We start from the raw sequence: 18831 nt of genomic DNA on the forward strand, positions 1-18831 counted from the left end.
TCCCTGTCAGGAAAGCCCTGCCTCGCAGTGACCCTGACACGCGGCTTCGCAAGGAGCTTCGAGGGACGCCTCCAGGGGCGCTCCAGGGATGATTGACAAGCCCCGGGAGGGGCGCCGGACAAACATGCCGAGATGGCCGAGTGGTTAATGGCAGCAGACTGTAAATCTGCCACGCAACGCGTTACGGAGGTTCGAATCCTTCTCTCGGCACCAGTCCAACTGGAACCCGTTCCAGATCGCTGGATCCTGTTCTCGGGATTCCACCGCGGGAATAGCTCAGTTGGTAGAGCGTCAGCCTTCCAAGCTGAATGTCGCGGGTTCGAACCCCGTTTCCCGCTCCACCCTCCCCGTCCGCCGAACCCCGGCTGACGGCAAGGCCCCCCGCCTCGCGGCGGGAAGGTTCAAAGCCCACATAGCTCAGTGGTAGAGCACTTCCTTGGTAAGGAAGAGGTCACCGGTTCAAGCCCGGTTGTGGGCTCCACCCTTTCGCACAGTTCCCCTTCATCTTCTCTCCCACCTTTCAGGAGGCACTCGTGGCCAAAGAGAAATTCGATCGTTCCAAGCCCCATGTCAACATCGGCACCATTGGCCACGTGGACCACGGCAAAACCACGCTGACCGCGGCCATCACCTTCATCCTTGCGAAGAAGTTCGGCGGCGAGACGAAGTCCTACGATCAGATCGACTCCGCGCCCGAAGAGAAGGCCCGCGGGATCACGATTAACACCGCCCATGTCGAGTACCAGACCGAGAAGCGCCACTATGCCCATGTGGACTGCCCTGGTCACGCCGACTATGTGAAGAACATGATCACCGGCGCGGCCCAGATGGACGGCGCGATCCTCGTGGTCGCCGCCACCGACGGCCCCATGCCCCAGACCCGTGAGCACATCCTGCTCGCCCGTCAGGTCGGCGTGCCCTACATCGTGGTCTTCATGAACAAGATCGACATCGCCGATCCCGAGCTCGCCGAGCTGGTCGAGATGGAAATCCGCGACCTGCTGTCCTCCTACCAGTACCCCGGCGACGAGATCCCCATCATCAAGGGTTCCGCCCGTCTGGCTCTGGATCACGCCGACACCCCCGAGCACGCTGACTGCGCCTGCATCCTCGAGCTCATGGATGCCGTGGACGCCTACATCCCCGATCCCGTCCGCGCCATCGACAAGCCCTTCATCATGCCCGTCGAGGATGTGTTCACCATCACCGGCCGCGGCACCGTGGTGACCGGCCGCATCGAGCAGGGCATCGTGAAGGTCGGTGAGGAAATCGAAATCATCGGCCTCAAGGACACCGTCAAGAAGGTCGTGACCGGCGTCGAGATGTTCCGCAAGTCCCTGGATCAGGGCCAGGCTGGTGACAACGCCGGCATCCTGCTCCGCGGTGTGGAGCGCAAGGATGTGGAGCGCGGCCAGGTGCTCGCCAAGCCCGGCAGCATCACCCCCCACACCAAGTTCAACGCCCAGGTGTATGTGCTGACCAAGGAAGAGGGCGGCCGCCACACCCCGTTCTTCAACAAGTACCGTCCCCAGTTCTACTTCCGCACCACCGATGTGACCGGTTCCATCGAGCTCGAGGCCGGCCGCGAAATGGTGATGCCCGGCGACAATGTCACCCTGACGGTCGAGCTGATCCAGCCCATCGCCATGGACAAGGGCCTGAAGTTCGCCATCCGTGAGGGTGGACGCACCGTGGGCGCCGGCAATGTGGGCGAGATCCTGGCCTAAAAACCAGTCCGCCCTCCGACTTAGGAGGTCCCAATGCGCGACATCATCCACTTGCAGTGCCAAGACTGCAAGCGCAAGAACTACAGCACCACCAAGAACAAGAAGACCACCACAGGCAAGCTTGAATTCAACAAGTTCTGCCGTTTCTGTGGCGGTTACCGGGTTCACCGCGAGGCGAAGTAGCCTCCGGTCCCGAGGGTTCCCGCCCGGCTCCCACCAGAAGCCGGGCGGTCCCACAGGGGAGTAGCTCAGCTGGTAGAGCAGCGGACTCCAAATCCGCAGGTCGCGGGTTCGAACCCTGTCTCCCCTGCCATTCCGGCCCCGGCGATCTCGCTCGGGGCCGGGTTTTTCAGACCGAATCCTTTCCACGGGGTCCATCGTGATCGGAGCCATCAAACAACAGGCCAGAGATCTGTTCGCAGAGCTCGACCGGGTGGATTGGCCCAGCAAGGAAAAAGTGCTGACCTCCACCTGGACTGTGGTGATCGTCTCGGTGTTCGTCGGGGCCTTCCTGTGGTCCGTGGACTGGTTCCTCTCCAAGGGCTTCGCGTACTTCTTCCTGAAGGCCCGTTGAGCCGGAGGCAGCCATGACCGATCTCGTGAGCACCCCACAAGACACGGCGACCCCGGCGCAGCCGCAGGGGCGCGAGTTGAAGTGGTTCATCATCCACACCTATTCGGGCTACGAGGCCAAGGTGATGGAGCACCTGCGCCAGCGCATCAAGATGGAAGAGCGCGAAGGCAGCTTCGGGGACATCCAGATCCCCGAGGAGACCTATGAGGAAATGAAGGTCGACGCCAAGTCCGGCAAGAAGGAGCGCGTCGTCAAGAAGCGCAAGTCCTTCCCGGGCTATCTGCTGGTCCAGATCCAGGTGGAGAGCAAGCCCGAAGGTTCCGTCGAGATGGCGGATGCGGACTGGCACCTGGTGCGGAACACCCCCAAGGTGACCAGCTTCGTGGGGGCCAACAAGAAGCGGCCCACACCCCTGACGGACGACGAGGTCCGCCAGATCATGCACCACACGGAAGAGACCCAGGAGAAGCCCAAGCCCAAATACCACTTTGAGAAGGGCGAAAAGGTCCGTATCATTGATGGCCCCTTCGCCAATTTCGAAGGGGATGTGGATGAGATCCACGAAGAACGCTCCACCATCAAGGTGATGGTGACGGTGTTCGGTCGCAGCACCCCTGTGGAGCTCGACTTCATCCAGGTGGAAAAGCGCTAGCTGATCCACCCTTCAAGGCGGCCGTCGCCGGCATGTGCCGGAATCAGTCGCGGGAGAACAAGACATGGCAAAGAAGATCACTGGCTACATCAAGCTGCAGCTGCCTGCGGGCGAAGCCACCCCGGCTCCTCCCGTCGGTCCCGCGCTGGGCCAGCACGGCGTCAACATCATGGAGTTCGTGAAGCAGTTCAACGCGAAGTCCGTGGGCGCGGTCGAGAAGGGCACCACCCTCCCCGTCGTCATCACCGTCTACGCCGATCGCAGCTTCAGCTTCATCCTGAAGACCCCTCCGGCCGCCGTGCTGATCATGAAGAAGCTCGGCCTTGAGAAGGGCAGCCCCACGCCCAACAAGCAGAAGGTCGGCAAGATCACCAAGGCGCAGCTCGCGGAGATCGCCAAGGTGAAGATGCCCGACCTCACGGCTGGCAGCCTCGAGGCCGCCGTCCGTTCCATCGCCGGCTCGGCGCGCTCCATGGGCGTCGACGTCATCGATTAACCTTCCCTTGCGCGGGTCTCGGCCCGCGCAAGCCATTTTTTGTTGGAGAGCTGCGTCGTGCGGCAATCCCGGCCACCGCGACCGTCATCGCGGGAGATCGTTCGGATGGAGCCAATATGGCAAAACCTGGAAAGAAGTACCGGGCTGCCGCGGCCAAGATCGAAGATCGCCCCTACGAGCTGAAGGACGCCCTCACCGTCGTCAAGGACACGGCTTACGCCAAGTTCGACGAGACGGTTGAAGTCCACATGCGGCTCGGCGTCGACCCCCGTCACGCGGACCAGATGGTCCGCGGCACCATCGTACTGCCCCACGGAACGGGCAAGACGATGCGGGTGGCGGTCATCGCAGGCGGCGAGAAGATCAAGGAAGCGGAAGCTGCGGGCGCCGAGATTGTGGGCGGGGACGAGCTGGTCGAGAAGATCGCCGGCGGATTCCTCGACTTCGATGCCCTCGTCGCAACCCCTGACATGATGAAGGGCGTCGGCCGGCTTGGTAAGGTGCTCGGCCCCCGTGGCCTCATGCCCAACCCCAAGACCGGAACCGTGACCTTCGATGTGGTCAAGGCCATCAAGGAGATCAAGGCCGGCAAGGTGGAGTACCGCGTCGACAAGACCGGCATCATCCACGCACCGGTCGGCAAGCTCTCCTTCGGCGTCGAGAAGCTGGAAGAGAACGCCAAGGCGCTCATTGATGCCGTCCACAAGGCCAAGCCCGCTACGGCGAAGGGTAAATATGTGAAGACGATGTATATCGCCTCCACCATGGGCCCCTCGGTCACCCTCAACACCACAAGCGTTGAGAAGTAGGAGGCTGACCATGGAAAAGAATCAGAAGATCGCCGAAGTCGCCGAACTCAAGGAAACCTTCGCGTCCGCCACCTCGGCCGTCGTGATCGAATTCAAGGGCCTCGTCGTCACCAAGGACACTGCCTTCCGCAAGAGCGTTCGGGAGAGCAAGGCCCAGTACCGTGTCAGCAAGAACACCCTGCTCCGCCTGGCTGTGAAGGACACTTCCTTCGAGGCCCTGGGCGATTCCTTCAAGGGCTCCAGCGCCATTGCCACGACCAGTGAAGATGTGGTCGCCCTGGCCAAGGCCGTCAACGGCTTCCTGAAGGACAACCCCGCCGCGACCTTCAAGGCCGGCGTCATGGATGGCAAGCTGATCAACGCCCAGCAGCTCCAGGTTCTTGCCGAACTGCCGAGCCGCGATGTCCTGATCGCCAAGCTGCTCTATCTCATGACCTACCCGATCTCCGGTCTGGCGGTCGCCCTCGAGGGCATCCGCAAGCAGAAGGCCGGCGAGTAGGACCAGCTGCTCAACCCCGAACCCAAAACCCATTTTCGAATTTTTGGAGGCCATCATGGCTCTCACTGCCGATCAGCTCATCGCTGAAATCGAAACCATGACCGTCCTTGACCTGGCCAACCTGGTCAAGGCCCTCGAGGACCGCTTCGGCGTGTCCGCTGCCGCCATGGCCGCTCCCGCCGCTGGCGGTGCTGCCCCGGCCGCCGCTGCCGAAGAGCAGACCGAGTTCAATGTCATCCTGACCGAGGCCGGCGCCAACAAGCTCAATGTCATCAAGGCCGTCCGCGAGATCGTCGCCGGCCTGGGCCTGAAGGAAGCCAAGGACCTGGTCGACGGCGCCCCCAAGGCCGTCAAGGAAGGCATCTCGAAGGACGAGGCCGGCAAGATCAAGGAAAAGCTCGAGGCCGCCGGCGCCAAGGTCGAGGTCAAGTAGTTTTTCTTACAGCACTAACGCAAAGCGTAGGGTGCGTTTCGCACCTTGCGCTTTGCGATTTTGTCTGGACATGGTACGATTATTCCTTCCGCCCGAATCCCGGGTGGTCGATGCCTCTTCAAAGGCTCCTGGTTGCGAACAACCTCCCGCCGCAGCGCCAATCACCTTGCTGGGCCGCTCCTTCCGCCGATGGGTGGGGGAGGGGCCATCGGTGTGCCTGCGGGTGGCGTTCGTCCTCAGACCCTTTACTGATCCCCTTCTCCGGGGCCGAGGTTCCGGAGGCTCTACCGTCTTTGCTTAGGGCACGCAGCATCGTCTCACATCGCCGCGTGTCGTCCATAGAAGGTTCCGCCAACTGCATCTGGAGCGAACCATGAGTGTTCAGCAGAACATCTACCGCCAGCGCCACAACTTCTCGAAGATCCGGTCCCTGGTTCCCATCCCCAACCTGATCGACATCCAGAAGCGCAGCTACGACGAGTTCCTCCAGATGAACCTGCTCCACAGCGAGCGGGAGACGCGCGGCCTCAAGGCCGTGTTCGAGTCGATGTTCCCCGTGCAGAACGGCAAGAACCCCGACGGCAGCGATGCCACGCTGGAAGTCGAGTTCCTCGACTACACCGTGGGTCACTGGGCCTGCAAGTGCGAAAAGTACCTGGGTCTCGAGCACCTTCGCACCCAGTGCAAGCAGTGCGGCCACAACATCGTGTCGGACCACCCGAAGGATCCCACGGTGGACTGCCCCAAGTGCGGCACCCGCAACAAGAATGCGGCGACCATCTGCGATGTGTGCCAAGAGCCCGTTTCGATGAAGCAGAAGATGGGCATGGACGAGTGCGTCGAGCGCGGCGCCACCATGGCCGCGCCCCTGAAGATCCGCGTGCGTCTCAATCAGTTCGACCGCGACGACAAGGGCAACCGCCGCTTCAAGCAGAGCCAGGATTCGGAAGTCTACTTCGGCGACCTGCCGATCATGACCGACCGCGGCACCTTCATCATCAACGGCACCGAGCGCGTGATCGTGAGCCAGCTGCACCGCAGCCCGGGCGTCTTCTTCAGCATCGCGCCGGACAAGAGCCTCTACAGCGCCCAGATCATTCCCTATCGCGGCTCCTGGATCGAGTTCGAGCTGGATTCCAAGGGTCTCCTCTACGCCCGCATCGACCGCAAGCGCAAGTTCCTGGGTGCCACCTTCATGCGCGCCCTCGGCCTGTTCAGCGAAGACCTGAACTCCAATGAGCCCATGCTTCGGCACTTCTACACGCCGGCCACCTTCTTCCTCAAGAAGGGCAAGCTGAGCGTGGCCCTGAGCGACCTGCTGGCGGGGCGCAAGCTCGGCGAGGCCGTGAAGCACCCCAAGACCAAGGAAGAGATCCTCGCCAAGGACAAGAAGATCACCCGCCGCGTTCTCGAGCAGATGGAGAAGGCCGGCATCAAGGATGTGCCGGTCGAGCGCGAGATGCTCGACGGCGCCGTGCTGCTGCAGGATGTGGTGAACATGGGCACCGGCGAAGTGCTCATGGAGGCCAACGAGCCCTTCCTCCAGACGCACCTCGAGATGTTCCTGGCCAATGATGTGCAGTCCTTCGATGTCTTCTTCCCCGAAGCTGATGCCACGGGCAAGGTCTTCTCCGAGACCCTGGCGAAGGACCACACCGAGGACAGCGAGGAAGCCGCCAAGGAGCTCTTCAAGAAGATCCGCCCCGGCGAGCCGGCCACGCTGGAATCCAGCAAGAAGCTGCTTTACGGCATGTTCTTCGATGGCCAGAAGTACGATCTCAGCAAGGTGGGCCGGCACAAGATCAACGCCAAGCTGGGCCTGAACACCGACCTGGAGTTCCGCACCCTGGGCACGGACGATTTCATCCGCACTGTCCACTACCTGCTGCGCCTCAAGAAATACGACACCACCCGCCAGGACATCGGCGAGATCGCCCCCGTGCGCGCCGACGACATCGACCACCTGGGCAACCGCCGCGTGCGGTCCGTGGGTGAGCTCCTCGAGAACGGCTTCCGCGTGGGCCTCGTGCGCGTGCAGCGGGCCATCAAGGAGAAGTTCAGCATCGCGCAGGACCCCAACAGCCCCCTGCAGGCCCATGACCTGATCAACAGCAAGCCGGTCATCGCGGCCATGAAGGAGTTCTTCGGCAGCAGCCAGCTCTCCCAGTTCATGGATCAGACCAACCCGCTGTCCGAGATCACCCACAAGCGCCGCCTCTCGGCCCTTGGACCGGGCGGCCTCAGCCGCGACCGCGCGGGCTTCGAAGTGCGCGATGTGCACACCTCGCACTACGGCCGCATCTGCCCCATCGAGACGCCTGAAGGCCCGAACATCGGCCTCATCAGCTCGCTCTCCTGCTATGCCCGCATCAACGAGTTCGGCTTCATCGAGAGCCCCTACCTCAAGGTGGAGAACGGCCGCATTGTCCACTTCGCCAAGGTCACCAGCGTGGGCGACTCCAAGTTCGGCTACATGGATGTGGTGCGCCTCGACGAGCTGGAAGACGAGAACAAGAAGTTGGCCAAGGGCGGCAAGCGCCCCGCGAAGTACGAGATGCACGCCTTCTACCTCTCCGCCTGGGAGGAGGACGAGCATGTCATCGCGCAGGCCAATGTGCCCGTCGACAAGGACGGCGCCATCACGGAAGAGGATGTGACCGTCCGTGTCGCCGGCGAGACCAAGATCGTCTCCCGCGACAAGGTCACCCTCATGGATGTGAGTCCCAAGCAGGTGGTCTCCGTGGCCGCCTCGCTGATTCCCTTCCTCGAGAACGATGACGCCAATCGCGCCCTCATGGGCGCCAACATGCAGCGCCAGGCCGTGCCCCTCATCCGCACCGAGGCCCCCATCGTGGGCACCGGCATGGAGTATGTCGCCGCCAAGGATTCCGGCGCCTGCGTGGTGTGCCGCCGCTCCGGCATCGTCGAAACCGTGGACGCCAACCGCATCGTGGTGCGCGTCGAGGACGATCCCGAGACCGAGGGCATCGAATCGGGCGTGGACATCTACACCCTGGTGAAGTTCGCCCGCTCCAACCAGAACACCTGCCTCAACCAGACCCCGCTCGTGAAAAAGGGTGAATATGTCACCGAGGATCAGATCCTCGCCGACGGCCCCTGCACCGACCACGGCGAGCTGGCCCTGGGCCGCAACCTCGTCGTGGCCTACATGCCCTGGCGCGGCTACAACTTCGAGGACGCGATCCTGATCTCCGAGCGCGTGGTGAAGGAAGACCTCTACACCACCATTCACATCGAGGAGTTCGAGGTCCACGCCCGCGACACCAAGCTGGGCCCCGAAGAGATCACCCGCGACATCCCCCAGGTCCGTGAAGAGGCCCTCAAGAACCTCGACGACAGCGGCATCATCCGCACCGGCGCCACCGTCAAGCACGGCGACATCCTGGTGGGCAAGGTCACGCCCAAGGGTGAGACCATCCTCAGCCCCGAGGAGAAGCTGCTCCGCGCCATCTTCGGCGAGAAGGCCAGCGATGTGAAGGACGCCAGCCTGACCGTGCCCCCCGGCATCGAAGGCACCGTGGTGGACATCAAGGTCTTCACCCGCAAGGGCCAGGAGAAGGATCTGCGCACCCAGCAGATCGAGCGCGACCAGATCGCCAAGTGGGAGAAGGATCTCTCGGACGAAGAGCGCATCATCCGCGCCGAGGCCAAGAAGAAGATCGTGACCCTGCTCAAGGGCAAGGAGCTCTCCGAGGCCCTCATGGACGACAAGGGCCAGAAGGAGTTGCTGCCCAAGGGCAAGAAGCTCACCCAGAACATGCTCGAGGCCGTGTCCTACCACCGCTTCCGGCAGGTGTCCGTCGCCGCGGGCAAGAACCGCATCGAGACCGAGGTGCTGGACATCCTCGACAAGACCGAGAGCCAGCTCAAGGTCCTGCGCGACATCCTGAACGAGCGCATGGAGCGCCTGCTCAAGGGCGACGAGCTCATGCCCGGCGTCCTCAAGACCGTGAAGTGCTATGTGGCCGTGAAGCGCAAGCTGCAGGTCGGCGACAAGATGGCCGGCCGCCACGGCAACAAGGGCGTGGTCAGCCGCATCCTCCCCGTGGAGGACATGCCCTACCTGCCCGATGGCCGCCCGGTGGACATCGTGCTGAACCCCCTCGGCGTGCCTTCCCGAATGAACATCGGCCAGGTGCTCGAGTGCCACCTGGGCTGGGCCGGAAAGACCCTCGGCGTCCACTTCTCCACGCCCGTCTTCGACGGCGCCCGCGAAGCCGACATCAAGGGCTTCCTCACCCAGGCCTGGGAGAAGAACCACAAGCTGGGCCCCGATGTCACCGGCAAGACCAAGCTCTTCGACGGCATGACCGGCGAGGCCTTCGAGCAGCCCGTGAATGTGGGCTGCGTCTACATGCTCAAGCTGCACCACCTCGTGGACAACAAAATCCACGCCCGGAGCATTGGACCCTACAGCCTCATCACCCAGCAGCCTCTCGGCGGCAAGGCCCAGTTCGGTGGCCAGCGCTTCGGCGAGATGGAAGTCTGGGCGCTCGAGGCCTACGGCGCAGCGCATGTGCTGCAGGAACTCCTCACCTACAAGTCCGACGACATGCACGGCCGCACCCAGATCTACCAGGCCATCATCAAGGGCGAGACCATCAAGGATCCCGGCCTCCCCGAGAGCTTCAACGTCGTGAAGAAGGAACTCAATGCGCTCTGCATCGATGTCGAGATGCTCACGCGCGAAGAGCTGGATCCAGGCCTGACGGAAGAAGAACCTGTCGCCTTCTCCATCGAAGGCTGATCTCCTTCCGCATTCCTTCCCGACGAATCCTGAGAGGTCCCCATGTATCCTGAGCAGCAGAACATCAACGCCTACGAGTGCATCCGGGTGTCCCTGGCCAGCCCGGACAAGATGCGCTCCTGGTCCAAGGGCGAAGTCACCAAGCCCGAGACCATCAACTACCGCAGCCTGAAGCCCGAGCGCGATGGCCTCTTCTGCGCCCGCATCTTCGGACCCGTGAACGACTGGGAATGCCTCTGCGGCAAGTACAAGCGGCAGAAGTTCAAAGGCGTCACCTGCGACAAGTGCGGCGTCGAAGTCACCAAGAAGTCGGTGCGTCGCGAGCGCATGGGCCACATCCAGCTGGCCAGCCCGGTCAGCCATGTCTGGTTCTTCAAGGGTGTTCCCAGCCGCATCGGATACCTGCTGGACATCCCCCTGAAGGACCTGGAGCGCGTGCTCTACTTCGAGGCCTATGCCGTCACCGAGTCCGGCGGCACGAGTCTGAAGGAAGGCGAGATCCTCAACGAGGATAAGTTCCGCGAGTACCGCAGCCTTCACGGCGAGGGCTTCAAGGCCCAGATGGGCGCCGAGGCCATCAAGGAGCTGCTCAAGCAGGTCGACATCGAGGCTCTGACCATTGAGCTCCGCGACCTGATGAAGAAGGAAACCTCCACCCAGAAGCGCAGCAAGATCGCCAAGCGCCTCAAAGTGGCCGAGTCCTTCCACCGCTCCGGCAACAAGCCCGAGTGGATGATCCTCGACGTGGTGCCCGTGCTGCCCCCTGAGCTGCGCCCCCTGGTGCCCCTCGATGGCGGCCGCTTCGCCACCTCCGACCTGAACGACCTCTACCGTCGCGTCATCAACCGCAACAACCGCCTGAAGAAGCTCCTGGAGCTGAAGGCTCCCGATGTCATCGTGCGCAATGAGAAGCGCATGCTGCAGGAAGCCGTGGATGCGCTGTTCGAGAACGGCAAGCGCGGTCGTCTCCTGCGCGGCGTCAGCAACCGCCCCCTCAAGTCCCTCAGCGACGCCCTCAAGGGCAAGCAGGGCCGGTTCCGTCAGAACCTGCTCGGCAAGCGCGTGGACTATTCGGGCCGTTCCGTCATCGTGGTGGGTCCCGACCTCAAGCTGCACCAGTGCGGCCTGCCCAAGAAGATGGCGCTGGAGCTCTTCAAGCCCTTCATCTTCAACCGGCTCGAGCACAAGGGCTACGCGGCCACCATTCGCCAGGCCAAGGAAATGGTCGAGGAGGGCCGTCCGGAGGTCTGGGATGTCCTGGAAGAGGTCATCAAGGACCACCCGGTCCTGCTGAACCGCGCCCCGACCCTGCACCGCCTCGGCATCCAGGCCTTCCAGCCCGTGCTGGTGGAAGGCAAGGCCATCCGCCTGCACCCGCTGGTCTGCACCGCCTTCAACGCCGACTTCGACGGCGACCAGATGGCCGTGCATGTGCCCCTCAGCCCCATGGCCCAGATCGAGGCCAAGGTGCTGATGATGTCCACGCAGAACATCCTCAACCCCGCCAACGGCCGCCCGAATGTGGTGCCCTCCCAGGACATCGTGCTGGGCGGCTACTACCTGACCAAGAAGCGCTTCGGCCGCAAGGGCGAGGGCATGGTCTTCGGCAATGTCAACGATGTGGTGGCGGCCTACGATGCCGGCGTGGTGGACACCCACACCATCATCCAGCTCCGCTACACCGGCGAGTGGGTGGACACCGAGGCCTGGCACGCGAAGGATCCCAAGAAGAATTCCGAGCAGGAAGTCTTCGAGGCGCCCGCCGAGACCGTGAAGAACGCCATCAAGACCACCACCGTGGGCCGCGTGCTCTTCAACCGCGCGCTGCCCGCCGAGCTGCCCTTCATCAACGGCCTGCTCAAGAAGGAGGGTCTGCTCTCCCTCGTGAACCGCGCCTACAAGCTCAACGGGCCCGAAGTCACCATCCGCATGCTGGACGCGATGAAGGACTCCGGCTTCCAGTGGGCCATGCGCGCCGGCGTATCCGTGGGCATCGACGATCTCGTCGTGCCCGATACCAAGGGCAAGCTCATCAAGAAGGCCACCGAGGATGTCCGCGCCATCGAGAAGGAGGCCTATGAGGGCCGCCTTGACTCCTCCACGCGCTACAACCGCATCCTGGAAGTCTGGGGCAAGACCAGCGACCAGGTGGCCAGCGACATGATGAAGGAACTGGAAAAGCGGAACGAGAACGACACCTTCCTCAATTCCATCTACATCCTGGCCGATTCCGGCGCCCGCGGTTCCAAGACCCAGATCCGCCAGGTCGCCGGCATGCGAGGCCTCATGGCCAAGCCCAGCGGCGACATCATTGAGACGCCCATCACCGCGAACTTCAAGGAAGGCCTCTCGGTTCTTCAGTACTTCATCTCGACCCACGGCGCCCGCAAGGGACTCGCGGACACCGCGCTGAAGACGGCCGACTCCGGCTACCTCACCCGCAAGCTGGTGGATGTGGCCCAGGATGTCATCGTGAATGAGGACGATTGCGAAACCCTCGGCGGCATCGAGGTGGAAGCCATTGTCAACAGCGACGGCACCATCCGCTCCCGCCTGCGCGACCGCATCATGGGTCGCGTCTGCCTTGAGGACATCGTGGATCCCTACGATCCCACGATCGTCCGGGCCCCTGCGGGAACCCTCATCTCCGAGGATCTGGCGTTCAAGATCGAGACCAGCGGCATCCCCAAGGTCAAGATCCGTTCCACCCTCACCTGCGAGGCGCGTCGCGGCATCTGCGCCAAGTGCTACGGCCTGAACCTCAGCACCGGCCGTCTGGTGGATCTCGGTGAGGCCGTCGGCGTCATCGCGGCCCAGTCCATCGGTGAGCCCGGAACCCAGCTCACGATGCGTACCTTCCATGTGGGCGGCGCCGCCAGCCGCACCTCCGAAAAGAGTACCCACGAGGCCCAGATCGCGGGCGTCGTGAAGTACGAAGGCCTGCAGGGCAAGACCGTCGTCAACCGCAAGGGCGAGATCGTGGCCCTCACCCGCAACGGCTACCTCCTGGTGACCGATGCGGACGGCAACGAGCGCGAGCGCTACAAGATCACCTCCGGCGCCATCTTGAAGGTCAAGGACAAGGAGACGGTCGAGCCCCGCACCGTGCTCGCCGAGTGGGATCCGTACAACGATGTGCTGCTCACCGAAGTGGGTGGCATCGCGGACTTCAAGGAATTCGAAGTCAATGTGTCCTACCAGGAAGAGAAGGATCCGATCTCCGGCAACTTCCGCAAGAAGGTCATCGACCCCACGGACGACAAGATCCACCCCCACATCAACATCAAGGGGGACAACCACAAGGTGCTGAAGCGCTACAACATTCCCACCGGCGCCTATGTCGAAGTGGAAGAGGGCCAGGAACTGCTGCCCGGCGATGTCATCGCCAAGACCAGCCGCCAGCAGGCCAAGACCAGCGACATCACGGGCGGCCTGCCGCGCGTCACCGAGCTGTTCGAGGGCCGCAAGCCCAAGGAACCCGCCATCATCAGCGAAGTCACCGGCATCGCGAAGTACGGCAACCGCGTCCGCGGCAACCAGAAGGTGGTCGTTGAGGCGGAGACCGGCGAGAAGGGCGAGTACCTCATCCCCCGCGGCAAGCACATCCAGGTGCAGGACGGCGATGAGATCCGCGCCGGCGAGAAGCTCACTGAGGGCGCCGTCAGCCCCCACGATCTCCTCAAGGTCCAGGGCGATCGTGCTCTCCAGGCCTTCCTCGTCAACGAAGTGCAGGAGGTCTACCGGGCCCAGGGCGTGGTCATCAACGACAAGCACATCGAGGTGATCATCCGCCAGATGATGCGCTGGGTCCTGATCACCGATGTGGGCGACACCCCGCTCATTGTCGAGGAGAAGGTGGACAAGCACCGCTTCAAGGAGATCAACGAGCAGGCCCTCAAGGACGGCGGCACCCCCGCCACCTGCGAGCCCCTGCTGCTCGGCATCACCAAGGCCGCGCTGACCTCCGAGAGCTTCATCTCCGCCGCCAGCTTCCAGGAGACCACCCGCGTCCTCACCGAGGCCGCTCTGGAAGGCCGCGTGGACTACCTGCGCGGTCTCAAGGAAAATGTCATCTTGGGCCGCCTGATTCCCGCGGGCACCGGCATGGCCCACTACCGCAACCTGGAGATCGAGGAGGGCGAGTATCCCGAGCCCACCTTGAACGAGTTCCAGGGCGGCGAGGACTTCGACGACGAATACGCCCGCATGGCGCAGCATGTCGAGGAACTCCAGGGCATGACCGAGATCGACGGCGAAGACCTGTAGGCTCCAGATGCTTCCCGGAAACGGCCCGCTTCGGCGGGCCGTTTCTCGTATGGCTCTGATCTGGCCCGAGGCAATTGCGCGGATTCATGGTGTGATGTAAAAAATCACCCCAACGGCCCGGTCTGGAACCGGGTCCATCGTGTCGCCGCCGCAGGATCCAGGGAGAACCGAGGCATGAACGGACGCAGGAATCGACTCAGAGGCCGCATCGCCGGACTGGTCTTCGCGAGCTGGGCCGCCTGGCCCGGGGTTCTGTCCGCCCAGGCCCCGCCGCCCTACACACGCACCCTCGAGGGCTACGCAGTGCCCGAGGTGACCCTGGTGAACCAGGAGGGGGCCAAGGTGAACCTCAAGGCCATGCTGGAATCCGGCGAGCCCGTCATCGTGGATTTCATCTTCGGCACCTGCACGACCATCTGCCCGGTCCTGTCCGCGGGCTACGCCAACCTGCAGACCAAGTTGCCGGCGGGCTCGAAGGTGCACCTGGTCTCGATCTCCATCGACCCCGAGAACGACACGCCCAAGGTGATGCGCGACTACCTCAAGCGCTACCGGGCCCGGCCGGGCTGGGACTTCTTCACGGGCAAGCGAGAGGACATCGACAAGGTCATGCGGGCCTTCAACGCCTACATCCCGAACAAGATGTCCCACTTTCCCCTGACCAACATCCGGGATCCCAAGACGGGCAAGTGGATCCGCATCTTCGGTCTCATGAGCTCCTCGGAATTCGTGGCCGAATGCCGCAAGGCGGGGATCCTGTGAGCGGGCCGAGGTTGAAGCCCATCCTGAAGAGGACCTTCGCCTTGGCCATGGGCCTGCTCGCCCTGACGGCTCCTGCGGCCGCACCGGCGGATAAGCTGACGACGGCCCTGGCCCAGGGCGAGCGCATGTACCGCGAGGGCATCCTCCCCTCCGGCGAACCCATGCAGGCCGTGGTGAGTGGCGATGTTCCCGTGGCCGGAACCTCCTTCACCTGCGTGAGCTGCCACCTGCGGGGGGGGCTCGGCTCCTGGGAGGGCGGCATCGTCACGCTCGCCACCAACGGGGCGCGGCTCGCCCAGCCGCGCTACTGGAAATTCCCGAACCTGAGCCCGGAGGAGCGGAAGGAACTGAAGCTGCAGAACCCGCCCGCCCGGCCCGCCTACACGGACGAGGCGCTGGCCCATGTCCTTCGGACGGGCATCGATCCCGGCGGCCGGGAGCTGCACCCCATCATGCCCCGCTACTACCTGAAGGACCCTGACATGGCCCTTCTGATCAAGTATCTGCGCTCGCTCTCGGCCCAGTTGTCGCCGGGGGTGGATGCCACCACCATCCGCTTCGCCACGGTCATCACGGACGAGGTCCGTCCCGAAGACCAGCAGGCCATGCTCGTGCCCATGAACAACTATGTGGCCCGGCACAACCAGATCTCCAACGGCTTCGGCAACCGCATGTACCTGGGCGTGGGCGGCAATGAGATGAGCGGCAGCTACCGCAAGCTCGCCCTCTCCGTCTGGCGGCTGACGGGGGCCCCGGACACCTGGACCCGCCAGTTGGAGGCTTACCTGGCCAAGGAACCGGTCTTCGCCCTCCTGGGCGGAATCTCCTACGGGGACTGGAAGCCCATCCACGCTTTTTGCGAAAGCCACCAGCTGCCCTGCCTCTTCCCCCTCACCGACCTGCCGGTGGTGTCCGAGGTCGACTGGTACACCCAGTACTTCTCCAAGGGCTACTACCAGGAAGGCCAGGCGGCGGCCCGCTACCTCCACGGGCTTGCAGAATCTGCGTCATCCTCGCGGATCCTGCAGATCACCCAGGACGGACCCGAGGCGAAGGCCCTCGCCACCGGATTCCGGGAAACCTGGAATGAGCTGGGGCAGGGGCCCACCAAGGAGATCCGGCTGGCGAAGGGCGAGACCCTCAGCCCGGCCGTCCTCCGCAGCCTGGTCCAACAGGAGAAGCCCACCGTGGTTCTGCTGTGGACCGGCCCGGGCGCCTTCGAGGCGATCGAAAGCCTGGCGGGCCAGTCCGACCGGCCCGGGGCGGTCTTCATGTCGTCCCGCCTGCTCGGCGCCCAGGTGTACGCCCTGCCGGAACAGGCCCGGGTCTTCACCTGGTTCACCTATCCCTACCGGGATCCGAAGGATGAACCCAACGCCTCGAAGTACGCCGATAGCCTGCTGGCGGGCCTGACCCAGCGCCGCCCGGAGACGCGGATCTCCACCCGGACCTACTCGATGATCCAGATCCTGCGCCAGGGCCTCATGGACATGGACCGGAACTTCTACCGGGACAACTTCATGGATCGCCTCAGCATGCAGCGGGACCAGGTCCTGCCGGACTACCTGCGCCTCAGCTTCGGCCCCGGCCAGCGCTACGCCTCCAAGGGCTGCTTCATCATGCAGCTCAGCCCCGGCCCCGAGCCGCGACTCATCCGGAAGAGCGAATGGGTGATTCACTAATCGGAATCCCCGTATGATCTATCCTTCTTCCGTGGTGCTCTCCTTCTTCTGATTGGGGTGTTCATGCGTGCGATCGGGCGCGGGTTGTGGGCGATGTTCCTTGGCCTGGCCTTGCTCGGGCTGGGGTGCCGTGAAACCGTCGAGCTGCCCACGGGCCTCAGCTACGGCACGAACCCGGCGACCTACACTACGGGCACGGCCATCGCGCCGAACACCCCGACCCACGGCGGCGGCGCCATTGATGCCTACTCCGTGAGCCCCGCCCTGCCGGTGGGTCTGGCCCTCGACGCCAAGTCGGGGGTGATCACCGGGACGCCCACCGCCGCCACCGCCATCGCCAGCTACACCGTGACGGGGACCAACAGCGCCGGCAGCGCTACGGTGAGCCTCAGCATCACCGTCAACGACCCCATTCTTCCCATCACCATCACCACCCAGCCGGCGGACCAGTCCATCGTGGTGGGCCAGACAGCCACCTTCACCGTCGTGGCCGCGGGTACGGGCACCCTCAGCTACCAGTGGCTGAGGAACGCCGTCGCCATTTCCGGCGCCACCTCCGCCTCCTACACCACACCGGCGGCCGTCCTGGCAGACGATGCCAGCACCTTCAGTGTCCAGGTCTCCGACACCTTTGGCGGCCGCGTCACCAGCAGCTTGGCCAAGCTCACGGTGGTGGCCAAGGGCGGCCCGGGGACTTCCCTCGTGACGGGCAGCCTGGTCGCACCCCGGGCCTTCCACACGGCCACCCTGCTCGCCAACGGCAAGGTCCTGGTGGTCGGGGGCTACGACGGGACCTTCAGCCTCGCCAGCGCGGAGCTGTACGACCCCACCACGGGGACCTTCAAGGCCACCGGGAGCCTCGTCACGCCCCGGCAGTCGCATACGGCGACCCTGCTCGTCAGCGGCAAGGTCCTGATCAGCGGGGGCAGCAGCTTCGGCACGGCCCTGGCCAGCGCCGAGCTCTACGACCCGGCCACCGGGACCTTCACGGCCACGGGCAGCCTGGGGGCGGCCCGATCCGACCACACGGCCACCCTGCTCACAGATGGCCGGGTGCTGGTGGCCTGCGGGCGCAACCTGGGCTCGTACCTCGCCACGGCCGAGCTCTATGATCCCGCTGTGGGTACCTTCGCGGCCACGGCCAATGCGCCCCTCGCCAGCCGGGCCACCCACACCGCCACCCTCCTGGCCAACGGCAAGGTCCTCCTGGCCGGCGGCTTCCGGTCCAGCTCACTGGCGACGGCCGAGCTCTACGACCCCGCCGGCGGGACCTTCACAGCCACGGGCAGCCTGGCTTCGGCCCGGGCGTACCACACCGCCACCCTGCTGCCGAACGGCAAGGTGCTCATCGTCGGTGGCGCTGCGACGCTCGTCACCGAGCTGTACGACCCCGCCACGGGCGCCTTCGCAGCGTCGGGCAACCTGGTCACGGCCCGGGACCACTGGCACACGGCCGTCCTCCTGCCCACGGGCGCGGTCTACATCGCAGGCGGCGTCGGCGCCGGGTCGCCGGGCGCGGTGCTCTCCGCTGCCGAACTCTTCGATCCGGCCACGGGCCTCTGCATCGCCACGGGCAACCTGACGGCCCTGCGCGAGGCGCATACGGCCACGGCCCTTCCGGGCGGGAAGGTGCTGGTCGCGGGTGGCGGTGGCTTCGGCTACCTGGCCAGCGCCGAACTCTATTACTGATCCCGGGCCATTCCAGGCCTTCGCAATGACCTTCACGATGAGCGGGTCGCCTTCCCAAGCCGGAGAGTGGGTCTTAGAATTCCCGCGAGCCGCGACGATGGCCAGCCGCGTGATCCAGCGAGGAAGCGCACGCAGGGCGATGCGGGACATCGTCCAAGCGCGGTGACGCGGCTGGGCGCGCGGCTGGCCACCGTCCATCCGGGCTGGGGCGGCGGACGCCGCCTGGCGTCGTCCGGGGCCCTCGACATGGAACCACCATGCCTGCGGGCCCCCGTCCTAGCCATGCTCGCCCGGCGCTTCCAGCGCGGCCCGTGCGAATTCTAAGACCCACTCTGGGCAGGTCGGGTCGGGCGACCCGCATTTACATGATTCCTACCCATCCGATGGGGGGAACTCCCCATAGGTATGAATCCGGTTTCAGCTGAACCTTTCATTCACCTACGACAAATCGTCGCACCCGGCCCGTTTTCAGGG

13 protein-coding genes and 4 tRNA genes are annotated in these 18831 nt (G+C 64.3%); all 17 read left to right on the forward strand.

The genetic code is table 11. The features are described from left to right. Positions 1-126: 126 nt before the first annotated feature. The 17 genes from QZ647_RS01030 (at position 127) to QZ647_RS01110 (ending at position 18357) form a co-directional block, all read left to right on the forward strand. A tRNA-Tyr gene (locus QZ647_RS01030) sits at positions 127-213 on the forward strand. A gap of 52 nt (positions 214-265) precedes the next feature. Beyond that, positions 266-341 (forward strand) — tRNA-Gly (locus tag QZ647_RS01035). Between the two features lie 65 nt (positions 342-406). After that, positions 407-481 (forward strand) — tRNA-Thr (locus tag QZ647_RS01040). 52 nt (positions 482-533) lie between these two features. Continuing rightward, complete coding sequence (gene tuf / locus QZ647_RS01045) at positions 534-1727, forward strand: elongation factor Tu (RefSeq protein ID WP_286354204.1); 1194 nt, start codon at positions 534-536, stop codon at positions 1725-1727. 33 nt (positions 1728-1760) lie between these two features. Next, positions 1761-1910 carry a 50S ribosomal protein L33 gene (gene rpmG, locus QZ647_RS01050; protein WP_286354203.1) on the forward strand — a complete coding sequence of 50 codons (150 nt, stop codon included), beginning with the start codon at positions 1761-1763 and terminating at the stop codon, positions 1908-1910. 54 nt (positions 1911-1964) lie between these two features. Further along, a tRNA-Trp gene (locus QZ647_RS01055) sits at positions 1965-2040 on the forward strand. 66 nt (positions 2041-2106) lie between these two features. Then, positions 2107-2301 (forward strand): preprotein translocase subunit SecE, encoded by a 195-nt coding sequence (gene secE / locus QZ647_RS01060; RefSeq protein ID WP_286354202.1) that lies wholly within the window; start codon positions 2107-2109, stop codon positions 2299-2301. A 13-nt stretch (positions 2302-2314) separates the two neighbouring features. Beyond that, positions 2315-2953 carry a transcription termination/antitermination protein NusG gene (gene nusG / locus QZ647_RS01065; protein WP_291270404.1) on the forward strand — a complete coding sequence of 213 codons (639 nt, stop codon included), beginning with the start codon at positions 2315-2317 and terminating at the stop codon, positions 2951-2953. A 64-nt stretch (positions 2954-3017) separates the two neighbouring features. Then, a complete protein-coding gene (gene rplK / locus QZ647_RS01070) occupies positions 3018-3449 on the forward strand; it encodes a 50S ribosomal protein L11 (RefSeq protein ID WP_286354200.1) in 432 nt (143 codons plus the stop codon). Between the two features lie 116 nt (positions 3450-3565). Further along, on the forward strand, positions 3566-4258 hold the full coding sequence (gene rplA, locus QZ647_RS01075) for a 50S ribosomal protein L1 (RefSeq protein ID WP_286354199.1): 693 nt from the start codon (positions 3566-3568) through the stop codon (positions 4256-4258). 10 nt (positions 4259-4268) lie between these two features. Beyond that, positions 4269-4757 carry a 50S ribosomal protein L10 gene (gene rplJ / locus QZ647_RS01080; RefSeq protein WP_286354198.1) on the forward strand — a complete coding sequence of 163 codons (489 nt, stop codon included), beginning with the start codon at positions 4269-4271 and terminating at the stop codon, positions 4755-4757. 55 nt (positions 4758-4812) lie between these two features. Next, complete coding sequence (gene rplL / locus QZ647_RS01085; protein ID WP_286354197.1) at positions 4813-5190, forward strand: 50S ribosomal protein L7/L12; 378 nt, start codon at positions 4813-4815, stop codon at positions 5188-5190. Between the two features lie 373 nt (positions 5191-5563). Beyond that, positions 5564-9958, forward strand: coding sequence for a DNA-directed RNA polymerase subunit beta (gene rpoB / locus QZ647_RS01090; RefSeq protein WP_291270405.1), 4395 nt, complete (start codon positions 5564-5566; stop codon positions 9956-9958). A 42-nt stretch (positions 9959-10000) separates the two neighbouring features. After that, positions 10001-14224, forward strand: coding sequence for a DNA-directed RNA polymerase subunit beta' (gene rpoC / locus QZ647_RS01095; protein ID WP_286354195.1), 4224 nt, complete (start codon positions 10001-10003; stop codon positions 14222-14224). A gap of 174 nt (positions 14225-14398) precedes the next feature. After that, entirely contained in the window at positions 14399-14986 is a 588-nt protein-coding gene (locus tag QZ647_RS01100) for an SCO family protein (RefSeq protein ID WP_291270406.1), read from the forward strand. 11 nt (positions 14987-14997) lie between these two features. Continuing rightward, positions 14998-16668 carry an ABC transporter substrate-binding protein gene (locus QZ647_RS01105; RefSeq protein ID WP_291270407.1) on the forward strand — a complete coding sequence of 557 codons (1671 nt, stop codon included), beginning with the start codon at positions 14998-15000 and terminating at the stop codon, positions 16666-16668. A 63-nt stretch (positions 16669-16731) separates the two neighbouring features. Next, positions 16732-18357: a kelch repeat-containing protein gene (locus QZ647_RS01110; protein ID WP_291270408.1), complete on the forward strand. Its 1626-nt coding sequence runs from the start codon at positions 16732-16734 to the stop codon at positions 18355-18357. Positions 18358-18831: the final 474 nt, after the last annotated feature.

This window comes from Geothrix sp. (genome assembly GCF_020622065.1).
Lineage (GTDB): Bacteria > Acidobacteriota > Holophagae > Holophagales > Holophagaceae > Geothrix.

Excerpts from the sequence above, each read along its gene's own strand:
- rpmG (WP_286354203.1), top strand. The coding sequence starts at position 1,761 with ATGCGCGACATCATCCACTTGCAGTGCCAAGACTGCAAGCGCAAGAAC.
- nusG (WP_291270404.1), top strand. The coding sequence starts at position 2,315 with ATGACCGATCTCGTGAGCACCCCACAAGACACGGCGACCCCGGCGCAG.
- rplK (WP_286354200.1), top strand. The coding sequence starts at position 3,018 with ATGGCAAAGAAGATCACTGGCTACATCAAGCTGCAGCTGCCTGCGGGC.
- rplA (WP_286354199.1), top strand. The coding sequence starts at position 3,566 with ATGGCAAAACCTGGAAAGAAGTACCGGGCTGCCGCGGCCAAGATCGAA.
- rplJ (WP_286354198.1), top strand. The coding sequence starts at position 4,269 with ATGGAAAAGAATCAGAAGATCGCCGAAGTCGCCGAACTCAAGGAAACC.
- rplL (WP_286354197.1), top strand. The coding sequence starts at position 4,813 with ATGGCTCTCACTGCCGATCAGCTCATCGCTGAAATCGAAACCATGACC.
- rpoB (WP_291270405.1), top strand. The coding sequence starts at position 5,564 with ATGAGTGTTCAGCAGAACATCTACCGCCAGCGCCACAACTTCTCGAAG.
- rpoC (WP_286354195.1), top strand. The coding sequence starts at position 10,001 with ATGTATCCTGAGCAGCAGAACATCAACGCCTACGAGTGCATCCGGGTG.
- QZ647_RS01100 (WP_291270406.1), top strand. The coding sequence starts at position 14,399 with ATGAACGGACGCAGGAATCGACTCAGAGGCCGCATCGCCGGACTGGTC.
- QZ647_RS01110 (WP_291270408.1), top strand. The coding sequence starts at position 16,732 with ATGCGTGCGATCGGGCGCGGGTTGTGGGCGATGTTCCTTGGCCTGGCC.